The 17,653-nt window shown below is 59.4% G+C and carries 16 protein-coding genes; 12 read left to right on the forward strand and 4 right to left on the reverse strand.

Translation table 11 applies throughout. The features are described 5' to 3' along the window. The first annotated feature begins 22 nt into the window (after positions 1-22). A complete protein-coding gene (locus JJQ76_RS12755; protein WP_210397242.1) occupies positions 23-391 on the forward strand; it encodes a hypothetical protein in 369 nt (122 codons plus the stop codon). A 7-nt stretch (positions 392-398) separates the two neighbouring features. On the opposite strand, the gene JJQ76_RS12760 is transcribed toward JJQ76_RS12755, so the two are convergent. From JJQ76_RS12760 to hisB, 4 genes are read right to left on the reverse strand one after another with little or no spacing between them, the layout of a single operon-like run. Next, positions 399-1,529: a beta-ketoacyl-ACP synthase III gene (locus JJQ76_RS12760; RefSeq protein ID WP_210397243.1), complete on the reverse strand. Its 1,131-nt coding sequence runs from the start codon at positions 1,527-1,529 to the stop codon at positions 399-401. Between the two features lie 37 nt (positions 1,530-1,566). Further along, positions 1,567-2,340 carry an imidazole glycerol phosphate synthase subunit HisF gene (gene hisF, locus JJQ76_RS12765; RefSeq protein WP_210397244.1) on the reverse strand — a complete coding sequence of 258 codons (774 nt, stop codon included), beginning with the start codon at positions 2,338-2,340 and terminating at the stop codon, positions 1,567-1,569. Positions 2,341-2,354: 14 nt separating this feature from the next. Continuing rightward, positions 2,355-3,005, reverse strand: coding sequence for an imidazole glycerol phosphate synthase subunit HisH (hisH, locus tag JJQ76_RS12770; protein ID WP_210397245.1), 651 nt, complete (start codon positions 3,003-3,005; stop codon positions 2,355-2,357). Between the two features lie 17 nt (positions 3,006-3,022). Beyond that, positions 3,023-3,616, reverse strand: a complete 594-nt coding sequence (gene hisB, locus JJQ76_RS12775) for an imidazoleglycerol-phosphate dehydratase HisB (protein WP_210397246.1) — start codon at positions 3,614-3,616, stop codon at positions 3,023-3,025. A 177-nt stretch (positions 3,617-3,793) separates the two neighbouring features. On the opposite strand from hisB, the gene JJQ76_RS12780 reads away from it, so the two are divergent. The 11 genes from JJQ76_RS12780 to JJQ76_RS12830 all read left to right on the forward strand — a co-directional run bounded on the left by JJQ76_RS12780 (position 3,794) and on the right by JJQ76_RS12830 (position 17,652). Next, positions 3,794-6,001, forward strand: coding sequence for an AsmA family protein (locus JJQ76_RS12780; RefSeq protein WP_210397247.1), 2,208 nt, complete (start codon positions 3,794-3,796; stop codon positions 5,999-6,001). 2 nt (positions 6,002-6,003) lie between these two features. Next, positions 6,004-7,077 (forward strand): A/G-specific adenine glycosylase, encoded by a 1,074-nt coding sequence (gene mutY, locus JJQ76_RS12785; RefSeq protein WP_210397248.1) that lies wholly within the window; start codon positions 6,004-6,006, stop codon positions 7,075-7,077. Positions 7,078-7,146: 69 nt separating this feature from the next. Continuing rightward, on the forward strand, positions 7,147-7,419 hold the full coding sequence (locus JJQ76_RS12790) for an oxidative damage protection protein (protein ID WP_210397249.1): 273 nt from the start codon (positions 7,147-7,149) through the stop codon (positions 7,417-7,419). A 98-nt stretch (positions 7,420-7,517) separates the two neighbouring features. Further along, complete coding sequence (locus JJQ76_RS12795) at positions 7,518-9,773, forward strand: ATP-binding protein (protein ID WP_210397250.1); 2,256 nt, start codon at positions 7,518-7,520, stop codon at positions 9,771-9,773. A gap of 176 nt (positions 9,774-9,949) precedes the next feature. Beyond that, entirely contained in the window at positions 9,950-11,110 is a 1,161-nt protein-coding gene (locus JJQ76_RS12800; protein ID WP_210397251.1) for a methyl-accepting chemotaxis protein, read from the forward strand. A gap of 10 nt (positions 11,111-11,120) precedes the next feature. Continuing rightward, positions 11,121-11,492 carry a response regulator gene (locus JJQ76_RS12805; protein WP_210397252.1) on the forward strand — a complete coding sequence of 124 codons (372 nt, stop codon included), beginning with the start codon at positions 11,121-11,123 and terminating at the stop codon, positions 11,490-11,492. A gap of 27 nt (positions 11,493-11,519) precedes the next feature. After that, positions 11,520-11,840, forward strand: coding sequence for an STAS domain-containing protein (locus JJQ76_RS12810; RefSeq protein WP_210397253.1), 321 nt, complete (start codon positions 11,520-11,522; stop codon positions 11,838-11,840). Positions 11,841-11,864: 24 nt separating this feature from the next. Then, positions 11,865-14,054 carry a chemotaxis protein CheA gene (locus tag JJQ76_RS12815; RefSeq protein ID WP_210397254.1) on the forward strand — a complete coding sequence of 730 codons (2,190 nt, stop codon included), beginning with the start codon at positions 11,865-11,867 and terminating at the stop codon, positions 14,052-14,054. A 42-nt stretch (positions 14,055-14,096) separates the two neighbouring features. After that, on the forward strand, positions 14,097-16,241 hold the full coding sequence (locus JJQ76_RS12820; RefSeq protein ID WP_210397255.1) for a methyl-accepting chemotaxis protein: 2,145 nt from the start codon (positions 14,097-14,099) through the stop codon (positions 16,239-16,241). An 11-nt stretch (positions 16,242-16,252) separates the two neighbouring features. Next, positions 16,253-16,804: a chemotaxis protein CheW gene (locus JJQ76_RS12825; protein WP_210397256.1), complete on the forward strand. Its 552-nt coding sequence runs from the start codon at positions 16,253-16,255 to the stop codon at positions 16,802-16,804. Between the two features lie 17 nt (positions 16,805-16,821). Next, positions 16,822-17,652, forward strand: coding sequence for a CheR family methyltransferase (locus JJQ76_RS12830; protein ID WP_210397257.1), 831 nt, complete (start codon positions 16,822-16,824; stop codon positions 17,650-17,652). The last annotated feature ends 1 nt before the right edge of the window (position 17,653 follow it).

The raw sequence follows: 17,653 nt of genomic DNA on the forward strand, positions 1-17,653 counted from the left end.
GTAACTCACGGAGGTGCTCAGCATGAGAACGCTCGCGATGGCGGCCCTTGGGGTCTGCCTAATGGTACCGGGGTTGGCCGCAGCAGACGGTACCTACCGACTCTATCAAGGTCAGCCGTTCAGTGGCCTGACCACCAAAGACGGACATCAGGTTCGTTCCAATGATACGGTCTGCCGCGACCGCGACTGTTATCAGGTCTATCGTTCCCAGCCGGTCGATCGCAGCACCCTGCGTCAGTTGGGGATTGAAAGCTACAGTTTCGATGCGGTGGCCAGTGCCGATGGCGTGAGCCAGGATGGCAAGGCGCTGCTGTTGCCGGCAGCGTTCGGTTGGGAGCTTTATCGCAACGCCCGTAACGACGAGTGGGCGACCAAGACCCCCAACAGTTGATTCCGGCTCAGATCTTTTGCAGCAGTACGCTACCGACTGAATAGCCGGCGCCGAAGGAACTCAGAAGGCCGCGGTCGCCACTGCTGAGGTCGTCGCTGTGCAAGTGAAAGGCGATAATCGACCCCGCCGAGCTGGTATTCGCGTAGCGGTCCAGCACGATCGGCACCTCGGCGGCGCTCGGCTCCCTTCCCAACAGCTTCTTGGCCGCGAACATGTTCATGGTCAGGTTGGCTTGATGGAGCCAGAAGCGCTTGAAGTCTGAAGCCTGCAGTCCGCTCTGGTCCAGATGCTCACCGATGGTATTGGTCACCAGCGGCAGCAGTTCCTTGAACACTTTGCGTCCTTCCTGGCGGAACAGCTTGTCGCGCGCGTCGCGACTTTGTGGCGCGGTGCGATTGAGAAAGCCGAAGTTGTTGCGGATGTTGTTGGAGAACCGGGTCTTGAAGTGAGTGCCAAGCACCCGAAAAGCGGAGGCTGAGCGGCTCTGTTCTTCGGGCTCTAGCAGCACTGCGGTGGCCACATCGCCGAAGATGAAGTGACAGTCACGGTCGCGGAATTCCAGGTGTCCGGAGCAGATCTCCGGGTTGATCACCAGTGCACGACTGGCGCTGCCGGAGCGGATGGCATCGGCGGCGGCGCCGATACCAAAGGTAGCCGAGGAGCAGGCGACGTTCATGTCGTAACCAAACCCCTGGCAGCCCAGCGCCTGCTGAATCTCGATGGCGATGGCGGGGTAGGCGCGCTGCAGGTTGGAACAGGCGACGATCACCAGGTCGACCTCGCCGGCGCTGCGGCCGGCGCGTTCCAGTGCCTGACGGGCGGCTTTGACGCCCATTTCGGCGAGGATGGAGAGCTCGTCATCGGCCCGCTCCGGCAGCTGTGGCGCCATCACTTCGGGGTCAAGTATCCCCTGTTTGTCGATCACGTAGCGACTGTGAATACCTGAAGCCTTGACAATAAACTCGCTGCTGGACGGCTGCAGCGGCTCCAGGGTTCCGGCTTCAATCTCGGCCGCGTGAGCTTGGTTGTATCGCTCCACGTAGGCGTTGAAGGCTTTGACCAGTTCGTCGTTGCTGATGCTCTGCTCAGGGGTAAACAGTCCGCTGCCGCTGATCACCACATTGATGGGCGCGTTCATATCTGCTCCGTGATTGAAAAGGGGAGTTGGCCGGGGGTCAGAGGCGAACCTCGACCCCCTTGCTCTGCATGTAGGCCTTGGCTTCGGGAATCGAGTATTCGCCGAAGTGGAAAATGCTGGCGGCCAGTACGGCGTCGGCTTTGCCGAGGGTGACGCCGTCCACCAGGTGGTCAAGGTTGCCGGCCCCGCCGGAGGCGATTACCGGTACCGACACCGCTTCTGAGATGGCGCGGGTAACCCCCAGATCGTAGCCGTTCTTGACGCCGTCCTGATCCATGCTGGTGAGCAGGATCTCGCCGGCGCCCAGTTCGACCATCTTCCGGGCCCACTCGACCGCATCCAGCCCGGTCGGCTTGCGCCCGCCGTGGGTGAAGATCTCCCAGCGGTCGGGCTCGCCGGGTTGGCTGACTTTCTTGGCGTCGATGGCGACCACGATGCACTGGCTACCGAAGCGCTCGGCCGCCTCGCGCACGAACTCGGGGTTGAACACCGCCGCGGTGTTGATGCTGACCTTGTCGGCACCAGCGTTGAGCATGGTGCGGATATCGTCGCAGGTACGGATGCCGCCACCTACGGTCAGAGGAATAAATACCTGGCTGGCCATCTTTTCGACCGTGTGCACCATGGTGTCGCGGTCTTCATGGCTGGCGGTGATGTCGAGGAAGGTGATCTCGTCGGCACCCTGTTCGTCGTAGCGCTTGGCCACTTCGACCGGGTCGCCGGCGTCACGGATATCAACAAACTGAACGCCCTTGACGACGCGGCCATTGTCCACGTCCAGGCAGGGAATGATGCGTTTGGCCAGTGCCATGCTGAAAGCCTCTGTTAGTGTGCCTGACCGTTCCAGTTCAGGAAGTTCTTGAGCAGCTGCAGCCCCGGCTTTTGGCTCTTTTCCGGGTGGAACTGCACCGCGAAGACGTTGTTGTCCGCCAGTGCCACATCAAAGCCGACACCGTAGTCAGAGCGGGCCGCGACCTGGCCCTGCTGCTCCGCTTTAACGTAATAGCTGTGGACAAAATAGAACCGGGCGCCGTCGTCGATATCGGCCCACAGCGGGTGGGACTTTGCCTGCCACACCTGGTTCCAGCCCATGTGCGGTACCTTAAGCTTGGCGCCCTGCTCGTCGATGAGGCTTGTGCCGAAGAACAGGGCGTTGCCGGCAAAGTGGCCGATGCAATCGACGCCGCCATTCTCTTCGCTATGGTTCATCAACGCCTGGATGCCGACGCAGATCGCCAGAAAAGGTTTGCCGGAGGCGATGGCGTCACGCACTACGGTGTCGATACCCAGTCGGCGGATCTCGCCCATGCAATCACGGATGGCGCCGACGCCGGGCAGGATCACCCGGTCGGCGCTGGCGATCAGGGTCGGATCGGCGGTGACTCGCACCTCGATGCCAGGCACCACGTGCTCCAGCGCCTTGGCAACCGAGTGCAGGTTGCCCATGCCGTAGTCGATGACCGCTACACTACTCATCGTTTCTCTCCGTCCGCTTACAGGCAGCCTTTGGTAGACGGCATCTGGCCGGCCATCCGCGGGTCCTCTTCCAGCGCCATGCGCAGCGCGCGACCAAAGGCTTTGAATACGGTCTCTGCCTGGTGATGAGCGTTCTTGCCCTTGAGGTTGTCGATGTGCAGGGTCACTCCAGCGTGGTTGACAAAACCCTGGAAAAATTCACCAAACAGCTCGACGTCAAAGCGCCCGATGTTGCCGCGGGTAAAGGGAATATCCATGGCCAGCCCCGGGCGACCGGAAAAGTCCACCACCACCCGTGACAAGGCTTCGTCCAGCGGCACATAGGCGTGGCCGTAGCGGCGAATGCCCTTCTTGTCGCCGACCGCTTGAGCGAATGCCTGGCCGAGAGTAATGCCGATATCTTCCACCGTGTGGTGGTCGTCGATATGGAGATCACCCTTAGCCTGGATATCCAAATCGATCAGCCCGTGACGGGCGATCTGGTCCATCATGTGCTCCAGAAAGGGAACGCCGGTGTCGGCGTTGAAACTGCCACTACCATCCAGATTCACGCTGACGGTGATCTGGGTTTCCAGAGTGTTGCGGGTAACGCTGGCTTGGCGGTCGGCCATGGTGTTCTCCGATAGACAAAAGCAAGCTCGCGATTATAGCGCCAAAGGCGGAATCATTGCATCCGAGGCGGGTCAATAGCCTGACAACAAACGGATTGTGCCGGGTTGGCTGTTTCTGGCCGCTAGGGGCAGCTAAGCTTGGCACTATAGATCCACGGCATCGGAATGGAGATAACGATGAAGATCCTGCTCAAGGTGGTGTTGGCGCTGGTTTTTTTGCTGGTGTTAGCGGTCGGAGCGTTACTGCTGTTTTTCGATCCCAATGCCTACAAAGAGGAGCTGGTGACTCTTGCTCGGGACAAGGGGCAGGTGGTGCTGACTCTGGATGGCGACATCGGTTGGTCGCTCTACCCCAATCTGGCGTTGGCGCTGCCGACCTTGAGTGTCGACGACCTTGAGGGTAAGCGCATGGCTGCGGTGGATAGTGCCGAGGTGTCGGTGGCATTGCTGCCGTTACTCGGCGGTCGGCTGGAAATGAGCGGTCTTACCTTGAGTGGCTTGACGCTTGAACTGAGCGCGGCTGACGCGGATCCATCTGCTGCACCGGCGGGGGCTGCGGCTAGCGGTGCCGCTTCAACTTCCGCGGGAGCGGCCACCGCGCCTGCCAACCAGGGCGATGCTTCCCAGCCCGCGGCCAAACCGCTGGAGCTGGATATCGCACGCATCACGATCCGCGATGCCAATATTCGCTACCGTTTGCCGGATCAGACTCTGGAACTGTCCCGGTTCAATTTCGAGGGCACCAATATCGTTAGCGGACAGGCGTTCCCGGCCAGCAGCGACTTTGCCCTGCGGGTGCTGAGTCCGCGCGGCGATACCCAACTGAGCGTTGATGCCGCGCTGACCGCCGAGGTGCTGCTCGATCTTGCCGCCCAGCGCTACGGCGCCAGTGGTTTGGCGATGAAGCTCAATCTAGGCGGCGCGGCTTTCGGCGGTAATACCCTACCGCTGCTGCTGGGTGGTGACCTGTTGGCGGAACTGGCTGGCGACCAGGCCAGCGTTCGCAAGCTGCAACTGGACCTGGCCGGGATGCAGCTGCGTGGTGAACTCGAAGTGACGCAGTTGAGTGGTCAACCGGTTATTGCAGGTATGTTGCGTGCGGCCCCCTTTGATTTAAATCAGTTGCTGCAGGCGTTGGGTCAACCCGCGGTGGTGACCAGTGATTCGCAGGCGTTGAGCCGGGTTGGGTTTGAGGCGACGCTGTCAGGGCCTGCAAACACGGTTGGCCTGAAACCGCTGAAACTGCAGTTGGATGATACCCGCTTCGAGGGTGAGCTGGCGTTGGATCTGGCTACCGGTCGTCAGCGCGTACGTTTGCAGGGGGATAGCCTAAACGTTGATCGTTATCTGCCACCCCCGGCAGCCGCAGAGGGTGATAATAACCAACCGGCCAAGAGTTCCACTGCGCAGTCGGGCAGCACTAATGGCGGCAGCACCGGTGGCGTAGCTGGCGGTAACCAGGCCGCTAGCGCTCCCAGCCCGTACTCCAAGGAGCCGCTGCTGCCGCTGGAGGTGCTACGGGCGCTTAACTTTGACCTGGGTATCGGTCTCAAGGAGATGATCGTTGCCGGCATCAAGGTGACCCAGTTGAAGGCCAGCGCCACCGCACGCGACGGGCTGATTCGTGCCGACAAGCTGCAGGGCCAGTTGTATGGCGGTGGCTTTGATAACAGTGCGGTTATCGATGCCAGCACGGCACCGTTGCGCACGGATGTGCGCAAGAAGATCAGCGGCATCCAGCTGGGAGGGCTACTTAAGGATCTGGCCCAGATCGATAACTTCAGTGGTAGTTTCTCGATGGAGGGACGCTACCAGACAAGTGGCAATTCGGTTCACGCGGTGGTCAACAGCCTGACAGGCAACAGCGTGATTAGCCTCAAGGATGGCCGTGTCAGCGGCGTCAATCTGATCGACAACCTGTGCCAGGGCATCCGCCAGGTAAAAGGGCTGCCGGACAGTGGCGACACCGCTGCGGATTACACCGAGTTCAGCAATCTGGGCGCGACGCTCAAGGTTACAAACGGGGTGGTCGATACCCGCGATCTCAACGCCAGTCTGGTGGCGGTAGGATTGGGTGGTGCCGGTCAGGTGAACTTGCCGCAGCAGAGTCTCGATATGGCGTTGGATCTCACCGTACTGCAGCAGCTGCAGGGCGAAAGTTGCCAGATCGAAGAGAAACTTCATAATCTCGCCTTCCCGGTGCGCTGCAAGGGCGGTTTCTTTGACGAGCCCACCAAGCTGTGTCGACCCGATACGGCGCGGATGAAGAAAGTGCTGTCGGAGCTGACCAAACGTGAAGCGGGCGACAAGCTGCAGAAGAAGCTAGACGAAAAATTGAAAGACAATGACGAAGTGAAAAGCCTGATTAAGGGGTTGTTCAAGTAACGATGACCCCCACGCAGTTTCAGCAGGCGGTACTGGCTTGGTTTGATCACCACGGTCGCAAAAATCTGCCCTGGCAGCACAACCCCACGCCCTACCGGGTATGGGTGTCCGAGGTGATGCTGCAGCAGACCCAGGTGGCAACGGTGATCCCTTACTACCAGCGCTTTATGGCGGCATTTCCTGATGTGGTGAGCTTGGCTGCGGCACCGATTGATCAGGTGCTGCATCTCTGGACAGGGCTTGGCTACTACGCGCGTGCGCGCAATTTGCACCGGGCAGCGCAGCAACTGGTGGCGGATCATGGTGGCGAATTTCCTCGCTCGGTGGCAGAGCTTGAAACGCTTCCCGGCATCGGCCGCTCTACCGCCGGCGCCATCGTGGCGCTCTCCACCGGGCAATGGGCGCCGATACTCGATGGCAACGTCAAGCGGGTGCTGAGCCGCTGTTTCGCGGTCGACGGCTGGCCGGGGCAGAGTGCGGTGTTGAAGCGGCTTTGGGCGCTGGCCGAAACCCATACGCCGGCGCAGCGAGTGGCGGATTATACCCAGGCGATGATGGACCTCGGGGCTACGCTCTGTACCCGTTCGCGCCCTGACTGCCCGCGTTGTCCGTTGCAGCAAGCCTGTAAAGCCAATGCTGTTGGCGAGCCGCAGCGGTTTCCGGGAGCCAAACCGCGCAAAGTCCTGCCGCGGCGGCAGGGGTGGTTGTTGGTGGCGACGGACAGCGAGGGCGGGGTTTTGATCGAGCAACGCCCGCCCGCCGGCATCTGGGGAGGGCTGTGGTCGTTACCCCAGTACGAGTCCGAAGCGGCGCTGCGTCAGGCATGGGGACTGTCGGAATCCAGCGGTGAACCGCTGGAGCCGATCCGCCACACCTTCAGTCACTTTCAGCTGGAACTGTTTCCGCTGCGGGTTGCGTCCACTCAGCTGGCCCCGGGCGAGGTGCGGGAAGCATCGCAGTGCTGGTATCGCGTCGATCAACCTGCGGCGATAGGCCTGGCTGCGCCGATCAAAGCTTTCCTTGAGCGCACCCAGGCGACGCTCGCGGCTGGTGAGTGCGCGACTGAAGTGGTATAACCCAGCCCAGCAGTCTGACATCGGCCCCGTGCCTGTCGGTGAAATGTTCCATCCGCCGAGGAGAGACCCGTGACACGTAGCGTATTCTGCAAAAAGTATCAGCAAGAGATGGAAGGTCTGGCGCGTCCGCCCTACCCCGGACCGCGTGGACAAGAGGTGTTTGATAACGTCTCCAGGCAGGCGTGGGAGGAGTGGCTGCAGCACCAGACCCGGTTGATCAACGAAAAACACCTCAACATGATGGATGCCGACGCGCGCAAGTATCTGGCCGAGCAGATGGACAAGTTCTTCAGCGGCGATGACTACGACAAAGCCGAAGGTTATGTGCCGGAGAAAAGCTGATCCAGGCGGGCGCCGCCGAGGTGCATGCGCGTGCCCAAGGCTGTAATTTGTGCCCCGGCGGCATAGAATCAGGGAATAGCTAGCTGGATTCCCGCACCATGTCCGATTATTCCGATAACAAGCATCTGCGCCTGCCGGTAACTCTGGTGTTGCTGGTAGGGCTGCTGTTGCTGCTGTGGCAGGTGGCTGCGTTCACCCGCTCTTCGGAGATGGATAAGCTGCAGGCGCATATCGATACCAACCTTGCCCGCTATACCCTGAGCCTTAAAAACGAACTGGAAAAGTATCGCAGCCTGCCAGCGCTGCTGGCGACCAACGACTCGATGCAGCAAGTGCTGGCTGCCCCGGACGATCTTCTGATCCGGCACCACCTGAACACTTACCTGGAGCGTGTCAGCTTGCTGACGGGGGCCTCCGATATCTACCTGATGGCACCTACGGGGGATACGTTGGCTGCCAGTAACTGGCAGCAGGCCAACTCGTTCGTCGGGCGGAACTTCCACTACCGTCCCTACTTTCAGCAAGCGATGGGGGGCGAAGCCGGCCATTACTTTGCCTTGGGTACCACGTCGCGCAAGCGCGGTTACTACTTCAGCCATCCGGTCGTTCGCAACGACGAGATCATCGGTGTCATCGTGGTCAAGATCGATCTCAACGATATAGAGGATCAGTGGAACGATCCGCTGATGGATCTGCTGGTGACTGACATCGATGACATTATCTTTATCAGCACCCGCAGCGAGTGGAAGTTCAAGTCGCTGCAGCCGCTGTCACAGACTGATCTGCAGCGAATCGAAGAGAGTCTGCGCTATGTCGACCAGAAGCTGGTATCGCTGCCGGTGGTCAAACGTCAACCGCTGGAAGGCGGCGCCGAGCTGATCACCCTGCTGGAAAACGGTGAAGCCTCCGGTGTTGGCCGCACCCTGTCGGCCAGTCAGTACCTGGCGTTGCGCCAACGGCTGCCGGAAGCGGAGTTGAATATCGTCGCTCTCGCTACCCTGTCGCCGGTACAGCAACAGGTTTGGAAGGCAGTGATCGGTACCGCGATAACCTTTGTGGTGGTGGTGTTGGGAGTGCTGTTTCTGCTGTTACGGCGGCGTATCCACCATGAGCGCCAGCGGTTCAAGTTGCAGGCCACTCGCGCGCTGGAAGCCAACGAAGCGCGTGTTCGTGCAATCATAGACAACACTCAGGCAGGCCTCATTACCCTCGATGCCCAGGGACGGATCGAGACGGTCAATCCCACCGCGCTGATGCAGTTCGGCTACCCTGCCGAGCAGCTGGTGGGGCGGTACTTCAGCATGCTGGTGTGTGACCGTGACCGGCCATTGTGCTGGCGGATGATCACCGAGCCGGCAGATCCGGTCGCCGGCCAGCAGGTGCCGGTGATCGAAGCCCAGGGTAAGCGGGTGGCCGGTGCTCTGTTTCCGATTGAGTTGACCATCGTACAGATGTCACCTCAGGGAGAGCGCAAGTTTCTGGTGACGGTGCACGACATCACCGTGCGCAAGGAGTACGAAGAACATCTGCGTCAGGCGCGTGACCTGCTGGAAACGCGGGTGACCGAGCGGACCCAGGATCTGCAGCATGCCAACGATCGCCTGCGGGAGGAGATCGAAGAGCACCATCGCACCCAGGAGGAGCTGATCCAGACCGCTAAGCTGGCCGTATTGGGGCAGTTGTCAGCGGGGATCAACCACGAGTTGAACCAGCCGCTGACTGCCATTCGCGCCTATGCCGACAACGCGCGCTCGTTTTTGGAGCGCGAGCGGTACCAGCGTGTCGGCGAGAATCTGGAAGAGATCTCCGGGCTGACGGCGCGAATGGCCAAGATTATTTCGCCATTGAAGGTGTTTTCGCGCAAAACCTCGGGACAGGCTGAACCGGTATCACTGCGCTCGGTGCGTGATGGCGCCATGTCGATACTCTATGGCCGCCTGCAGGGTGAGCAGGTTGAAGTACAGTGGCCCTCGCACCTCGATGAGTTGTACGTGATGGGCGATATGGTGCGGCTGGAGCAGGTAGTGGTTAATCTGATCAGCAATGCGATCCAGGCGATGCAGAGCAGTCCCGAGCGCCGTATCGAAATCACGGCTGAGTGCGAGGGTGCGGAGGTTGTACTGCGTTTTCGCGATACCGGGCCCGGCATCGCCGCAGCCGATCTCAAGAAAGTGTTCGAACCTTTCTACACCACCAAAACGGCGGATGAAGGATTGGGTCTTGGCTTGTCTATCTCCCACCGGATTGTCGAGAGTCTGGGGGGCGCGCTGGTGGCCGGCAATGCGCCTGATGGTGGTGCTCTGTTTACCTTGCGGCTGCGCGCGGTGGCGCAGGTAGTAGGGGCTGATGCCTGAGAATCAGGCAAATTCCTATAGACCTTTCCGAACCTCATTTTTAGTATAAAAGTCAATTTTTGCGCGAGCGTATTCTTCTGATACAGGTCAAACGGCCGTATGGCGATTTTGAGCTATATTAGAAGCCTATTGAGATGGACAGAACCGTCTCGTCGTAAGGTCTAAAGGATTAGTAGATGCGTTTGACACCCTTTGTTATAGCCCCCACTGTGCTTGGTTTCTGTGCTGGCCTGTTGCTGGTGTTGGTCGGCGGTTTCTCATTGTTAGCCGTTGTGGTTGCGCTGTTGTTGCCGCTGGCCGGACTGATAGCCGGGCGTTATATCGAACAACAGCATCAGTCGGAACTGGCAGCTGCTCGCCAGCAGTTTGTCGCGGAGAGTCAGGCCACGGAGTCCCGGATCGAGCACATGGGGCAGGTGCGCGAGCTGATGTCGCGGGCACTACCGATCCTCAATCGACACGTTGGCACTGTGCGTACCCAGACCGAGACCGAAGTTGTGTCCATGAGCGAGCGCTTTGCTGACATGTCGCAGCAGCTGACTGACTCGGTCGCACTGGCGCAGGGTAGTGATCATCAACAGCTGCTTAGTGTTATCAGCCGCAGTGAAGAGCGCCTTAACGACGTGGTTGCCAACCTGCGCGAGATGATGGATACCAAGGACCAGGTGCTAACCCAGGTCAATACCCTGACCAGCTACACCGCTGAGCTCGATCGCATGGCTCAGGATGTGGCCAAGATAGCCGAACAAACCAACCTGCTGGCCCTGAACGCGGCGATCGAGGCGGCGCGAGCCGGCGAGCAGGGGCGCGGTTTCGCGGTGGTTGCGGACGAGGTGCGAAACCTCTCGCAGATGTCCGGCCAGACCGCCCAGCAGATTCGCGCCACCGTCGAAGAGGTCGCGTCAGCCATGGGGCAGGCCCGCACTATTGCCGAGACCAGCAGCGAGAAAGAAGCCGTTGCGGAGGAGCAGTCGCGCAGCAACATCAACGGTGTTCTCAGCGAATTCCAGCAAACTGCCGCCAGTTTGCATGAAGGCAGCGAGCTACTGCAGCAGCGCAGCATGGAGGTCCAGCAAAGTATCGGCGAGGTGATCATGGCCTTGCAGTTCCAGGATCGTACCAGTCAGATCCTGACCCAGGTCGAACAGAGTCTGGAGCGGTTGTCGAATGAGGTCGAGCATTGCAACGAGCGGCTGGCCGCCGGCGAAGCACCGATTGATATCGAGGCTTGGCTGAAAGAGATGGAAGTGATCTACGTGACCCGCGAGCAACGGCAGAATCACGGTTCGCAGGGTACCGAAGAAGAGATGGCTGACGGCGAAATTACTTTTTTCTGAGGATGTAGTTATGTCAGGAAAGACAATTCTGGTAGTAGACGATTCGGCATCGATTCGTCAGGTGATCGGAATGACCCTCAAGGGGGCTGGCTACGACGTGATCGAAGCCTGTGATGGCAAGGATGCGTTGTCCAAGCTCAATGGCGACAAACTCAACCTGATTATCACTGACGTCAACATGCCCAACATGGACGGCATCACCTTTATCAAAGAGGCTAAAAAGCTGCCGCGCTACAAGTTTACCCCGATCATGGTACTGACCACCGAGTCGCAGGATACGAAGAAGAAAGAGGGGCAGGCAGCGGGGGCCAAGGCGTGGGTGGTTAAACCTTTCCAGCCCCCACAGTTACTGGCTGCAGTATCGAAGCTGGTGCTGCCCTAATCGATTGCTGTTTAACAGGGAGGAGCCATGGACGCTACCCTCACGAGCGAACGCGACGGTGATACCTGCCGGCTGAAGATCAGCGGCGAACTGAGTATCTATTGCGCGGCGGAGCTGAAACCGCAGTTACTGGGATTGCTGGGCGGTTGTCAGGAGCTGGAGATCAATTTGGCGGAGGTGGCGGAGCTCGATTCCGCCGGATTCCAGTTGCTCTATCTTCTCAAGCGCGAAGCCCGCCAGGCGGGTAAGGAGCTGCGGCTGGTGGCACATAGTTCAGCGACGCTGGAAGTGCTCGAGATGCTCCGTATGGAAGCGTATTTTGGTGATCCGGTGGTACTGGCATCGTAAGCGAATAGCAAGGAGGCTGCGGCCATGACAGATTTTATGGAACAGGCGCAGGAGACTTTCGTCAACGAGAGCCTCGACCTGCTCCAGGATATGGAGAGTTCGCTCAATCAGCTGGTGGATGATCCCGCTAATGACGAACTGATCAATTCTGTTTTTCGCGCTGCGCACACCATCAAGGGCTCGGCCGGCTTGTTTGGCCAGGATGCCATCGTTGCTTTTACCCACAAAGTCGAGAACGTACTCGATCGCGTCCGCGATGGCGAGGTGGCTATCACGGCGCCGCTGGTAGAGGTGTTGCTGGAATGCCGTGACCATATCGAAGTGCTGATCGAAGCGCTGGGCGAAGAGCCCGACCCCACGCTGCATCAGCAGGGAGAGGCATTGTTGGCTGCACTGATGCAGCAGGCAGGCGGAGACGGCGCTGCTACCGCGGTTGAGTCCACCACCCAGCTTGCGCAAACCGACGACAGCGTCGTGGTCAGCCGCGAGGAAGGTCCACAGGTCGAGAACGATAATTGGCACATCTCGCTGCGGTTTCATGCGGACGTGCTTCGCAACGGCATGGATCCCCTCGCCTTCCTGCGCTACCTCGCCACTCTGGGAGAGATCGTCAATGTGGCGACCTTGGTGGATCAGATGCCAAATGTCGAGGAGATGGACCCGGAAAGCTGCTACCTGGGGATGGAGGTCTCGTTCCGCAGCGAAGCCGACAAGCAGACCATCATGGATGTGTTCGAATTCGTGATGGAAGATTCCTCCGTGGTAGTGCTGCCACCGCGCTCGAAACTGTCCGAATACACCGACCTGATCGAAACCCTGAGTGAATCCGAAGACGAGCGGCGCCTGGGTGAGCTGCTGGTGTCGGTTGGGGCGTTATCGACTCATGAACTCGAAAAAGCACTCAGCCGCCAACAGCTCGACCAGCTGCAGCATCCTGAACAGCATCCGCGGCTGGGTGAAATTCTGGTGGAGCAGCATGCGGTCGACTCCAACACCGTGACCGCAGCGCTGAAAAAACAGCAGGCCCAGCACGAGCGCAAGATGAAAGAGAGCCGCTCGATCCGGGTCGATGCCGAGCGCCTGGACCAGCTGATCAACCTGGTGGGGGAACTGGTAATTGCCGGTGCCGGTACCGGGCTGAAAGCACAGCAACTGGGCGATGAAGACCTGCTGGAGTCGGTCTCGCTTATCTCGCGTCTGGTGGAAGAGATTCGCGACCGTTCGTTGCGGCTACGCATGGTGCAGATCGGTGAGACCTTCAATCGTTTCAATCGGGTGGTACGCGATGTATCCAAGGAGTTGGGCAAGTCGATCAAGCTGGTGATCGAAGGCGCCGATACCGAGCTGGATAAAAGCGTGGTCGAGAAGATCGGCGACCCTCTGACCCACTTGGTGCGCAACAGTATTGATCACGGTATCGAGAGTGCTGAAGAGCGATTAGCCAAGGGCAAGCCTGAGCAGGGTACGGTTACTCTCAATGCCTATCATGACTCCGGCAACATCGTGATTGAAGTATCTGATGATGGTGGCGGGATTGATCCTGACAAAGTGCTGGCCAAGGCTCGCGCCAACGGACTGGTCGCGCCCGAACAGCACCTCAGCCGTGCCGAGGTGTTGCGTCTGATTCTGGAGGCGGGGCTCAGTACCAAAGAGGCGGTCAGCAATCTGTCAGGGCGCGGCGTCGGTATGGATGTGGTCAAGCGTAACGTTGAGTCGTTGCGGGGGCAGATTGAGGTCGACAGCGAGCTGGGTGCGGGTACCTCTATTCGGGTGCGATTGCCGCTGACCCTTTCCATTATCGATGGTTTTCTGGTCGGCGTTGGCGATGCCTCCTACGTTATTCCCCTCGACTCGGTCGAGGAGTGTATCGAGTACGAACAACTGGAAAAGGTCCGTGATCACGGCGGCGATTACATCAGCCTGCGCGGTGAGGTGCTGCCGTTCCTTGATCTGCGCACCCTGTTTGGTGAGCGCAAGGATCGCGATAACCGCGAGAATATCGTGGTGGTGCGAAGCGGAGGTGCCAAGGCGGGCTTGGTGGTGGACGAGCTGCTGGGCGAATATCAGACGGTTATCAAGCCGCTCAGCCAGATCTTTTCCAAACTCAGCGGCATCAGCGGTTCTACCATCCTCGGCTCCGGCGAGGTGGCAATGATTCTGGAAGTGAATTCACTGGTCTCTGAAGCGGAGCAGCGCACACTGCATCTCAGCTGACCCTAACGGTTTAAATGGCGAAATACCCAAAAGGAGAGAGTCATGAAATGGCGTGACTTATTGATCGGACGGAAGCTGGCGATCGGTTTCGGTAGCATGTTGGTGCTTATGGTTGTGGCCAGTGTGGTGGGATATGTGGGGATCAACTCGGTATCCCATGAGCTGCATGTGATCGGCAACGAAGAAGCACCGGTTGTCGAAGCTGCCAACGAGATGAAAATCAGCTTGTTGGTGGCGCGCAACGCGATGGAGGAGTTCAAGGGGGCTACATCGGTATTGGCCACCGATGACGAATCCCAGCTGGATGCTATCACCGCTGCCTATCAGCAGTCGCTGCAGGACTTTGATCTGCTCAACGGCGCCATTGTCGATGGGGGAACGCTTGACGACGGCACCGTGGTGATCAAGACCGACAACGCTGAGCTGGCCGGTCTGGTGGCAGAATCCGATCGCATTCACAATGAACGCTTTCAGAGCGCAGCCGCCAACATGATGGCCAGTGGCAAGAACATGCTGGCGTTGAAGGCCAAGGCTGATGCGGCCATGGAAGAGATGGAAGCGGCCTTCGACAAGGTTGTTGCCGATGCCGATAAGGCCGAGACCGTAGTCAAGGAGGCCACCGAGGCCGGCCTTGCCAACGCGCGCTCGATGGCGGCACTGAAGCGGGTCCTGACCCACGAGGTGCCGATGATTGACGCCGCCATGGAGGTCAAACTGAGCATCCAGTCGGCGCGGGTGGCGCTGGAAGAGGTGGCGCAGCAGACTGATAAAGCGGTGGTTGAAGAGCTGGCGGCGGAATATCGGGGCACCATTGTTGAATTTGATGAGCTGGTGACTGCCATGCTCAACGGGGGGGAAATCGATGGTACCCAGGCTTTTGCGCTGGAAGCTCCGGCCGCGCGCCAAGCGGTAGCGGATCTTGATAAGGCCCACGGCGCCTTCCAGCAGGCAGCCGACAAGGTAATTGAAGAGCGTTTGCTGCTGATCGCTGCGATGGCTACCGCGGAACAGGCGATGGCCAATCTCGACGCCGCCGGCGAAGAAGCTGCTGCTAAGCTGGGGCAGGTTGAAGCGATGGCGGGTGCCGAAATGGACGCCGCCAAGCTGAACGGTGCCGCCGCACAGCAACAGGCGGTTATGGTGCTGGTGGTGGTAGCGCTGGTGGCACTGGCAATCGGTTTGTTCCTGGGAATGGTTATTACCCGCTCCATAGCGATGCCGCTCAAAATTGCAGTCAATGCGTGCAACGCGATCGCCGAGGGGGATTTGACCAAGGAGGTTAGGTCCGACAGTCGCGATGAACCGGGTCAACTGCTGCAGGCGATGGCTGAAATGAGTCAGCGTCTTTCCGATGTGGTCGGTGATGTGCGCAGTGGTGCCGACGCCCTGGCCAGCGCCGCAGAAGAGGTAAGTGCGACCTCGCAGTCGCTGAGTCAGGCTTCCAGCGAGCAAGCCGCCAGTGTTGAGGAAACCAGCGCCTCGCTGGAGCAGATTACCGCCTCAATTCGCCAGAATGCGGAGAACGCCCAGGTGACCGACGATATGGCCACCAAAGCGGCATCCCAGGGCAAAGAGGGTGGCGTTGCGGTCGAGAACACCGTCGATGCGATGAAGAATATCGCTGAGAAGATCGCCATCATCGAAGATATCGCCTATCAAACCAACCTGCTGGCTCTCAACGCGGCTATCGAGGCGGCGAGGGCCGGTGAGCATGGTAAGGGCTTTGCGGTTGTGGCTGCTGAAGTGCGCAAGCTGGCCGAGCGCAGCCAGAAGTCTTCGCAAGAGATCAGTGATCTGGCCTCGCGCAGTGTGAGCGTGGCGGAGACCGCGGGCAAGCTGATCGATGATATTGTTCCCAGTATTGCCAAGACTGCTGATCTGGTTCAGGAGATCGCCGCGGCATCCGGTGAGCAGTCCACCGGTGTTGGCCAGATCAACGCCGCGGTCAGTCAGATGGATCAGGTCACCCAGCAGAACGCGTCAGCATCGGAAGAGCTGGCGGCGACCGCAGAAGAGATGAGCGGTCAGGCGGTGCAACTGCAGGAGCGGATGGCGTACTTCCGTATTCGCGGTGGGGCAGACAGCGTTCCATCCAGTGTACGCGCACCCCAGGCTGCAGTGCGCCGGGCTCCGGCCAAGAGCGTGGACGCGGATGCACCGCTTGAAAGCGACTTCGAGCGCTTCTAGGAGGCAATGTCATGGGGCAGCTCGTGAAAGCACAGGGTGGCCAGCAACCAGCCACCAAAGAGGAGCCAGTGATCCAGCAATTTCTCACCTTCGATCTGCAAGGCGAGATGTTCGGGATCAACATTCTGCCGATCAAGGAGATCATCGAGTACGGCAAGATTACTGCCGTACCGATGGTGCCGTCCTATGTTCGCGGGGTGATCAACCTGCGTGGCAATGTGGTGCCGGTGATCGACCTTCCGGTTCGCTTCGGGTGGCAGAGTTCCGCAGTGAATAAACGCACCTGTATCGTGATCATCGAGGTTGAACATGGTGACGAAGCGATGGATATCGGGGTGGTGATCGACAGCGTCAGCGAGGTACTGGATATCGAAGAGAAGGATATCGGTGCCTCACCCAGCTTTGGCGCCAAAATCCGGACCGACTTTATCGCCGGCATGGGGCGGGTACATGATGACTTTATTGTGTTGCTGAACCCGTCCAAGGTGCTGTCGGTGGAGGAGTTGGCTGATCTGCAACAGATGCCGCAACGCCAAGCTGCGGATGGTGGGGCTGAGCCCTGATTGAATAGGCGCGGTTAATGCAGCACTCACCGACAGATGGTGTGATCACGGCGGCGGAATTCGAGCAATTCCGCCGTTTTATCTTTGAACGCGCCGGGATTACCCTGTCCGATGCCAAGCAGCGCCTGGTCACCGGAAGATTAGCCAAGCGGTTGCGTCATTTCGGTATTAGCCGCTACGGCGACTACTTTGAGCGGATGATGCGCGGCGAGCTCGGCGGCGATGAGTTGCAGGTGGTAGTCGATCTGCTGACTACCAACGAAACTCACTTCTTCCGTGAGCCCGCCCATTTCGACTTTCTGCGCCAGACGGTGCTGCCCCAGGTCCGCAGTGGTTGCACCTTCCGGGTGTGGAGTGCTGCCAGCTCTACCGGTGAAGAGGCGTACAGTACGGCAATGTGCTGTGCTGATCTGTTGGGAGACGGGCCGTGGGAGGTGTTCGGGTCGGATATCAACACTCAGGTGCTGAACAAGGCTCGCAACGGTCACTACAGCATGGATGTCGCGCATGAGATCCCCAAGGAGTATCTCAGGGCCTATTGTCTCAAGGGCAAGGGCTCTCAGGAGGGGACGTTTCTGATCGGGCCGGAGCTGCGCCGGCGGGTGCGTTTCAATCAGGTCAACCTGAACGCGCCGCTGCCTGATCTGGGCGCATTTGATCTGATATTCCTGCGCAACGTAATGATCTATTTTTCGCTGGAAACCAAACGCTCGGTGGTGGCGCGGATGCTTCCGCTGCTCAAGCCCGGTGGCTATTTTGTGGTTGGCCATTCGGAAAGCTTGAACGGCGTGACCTCGCGGCTTCAACTGTTACGCTCGACCATTTACCGTAAGCCTCTGGATGACTGAC

Origin of the sequence: Motiliproteus sediminis, assembly GCF_017912535.1 — a bacterium.
Lineage (GTDB): Bacteria > Pseudomonadota > Gammaproteobacteria > Pseudomonadales > Balneatricaceae > Motiliproteus > Motiliproteus sediminis.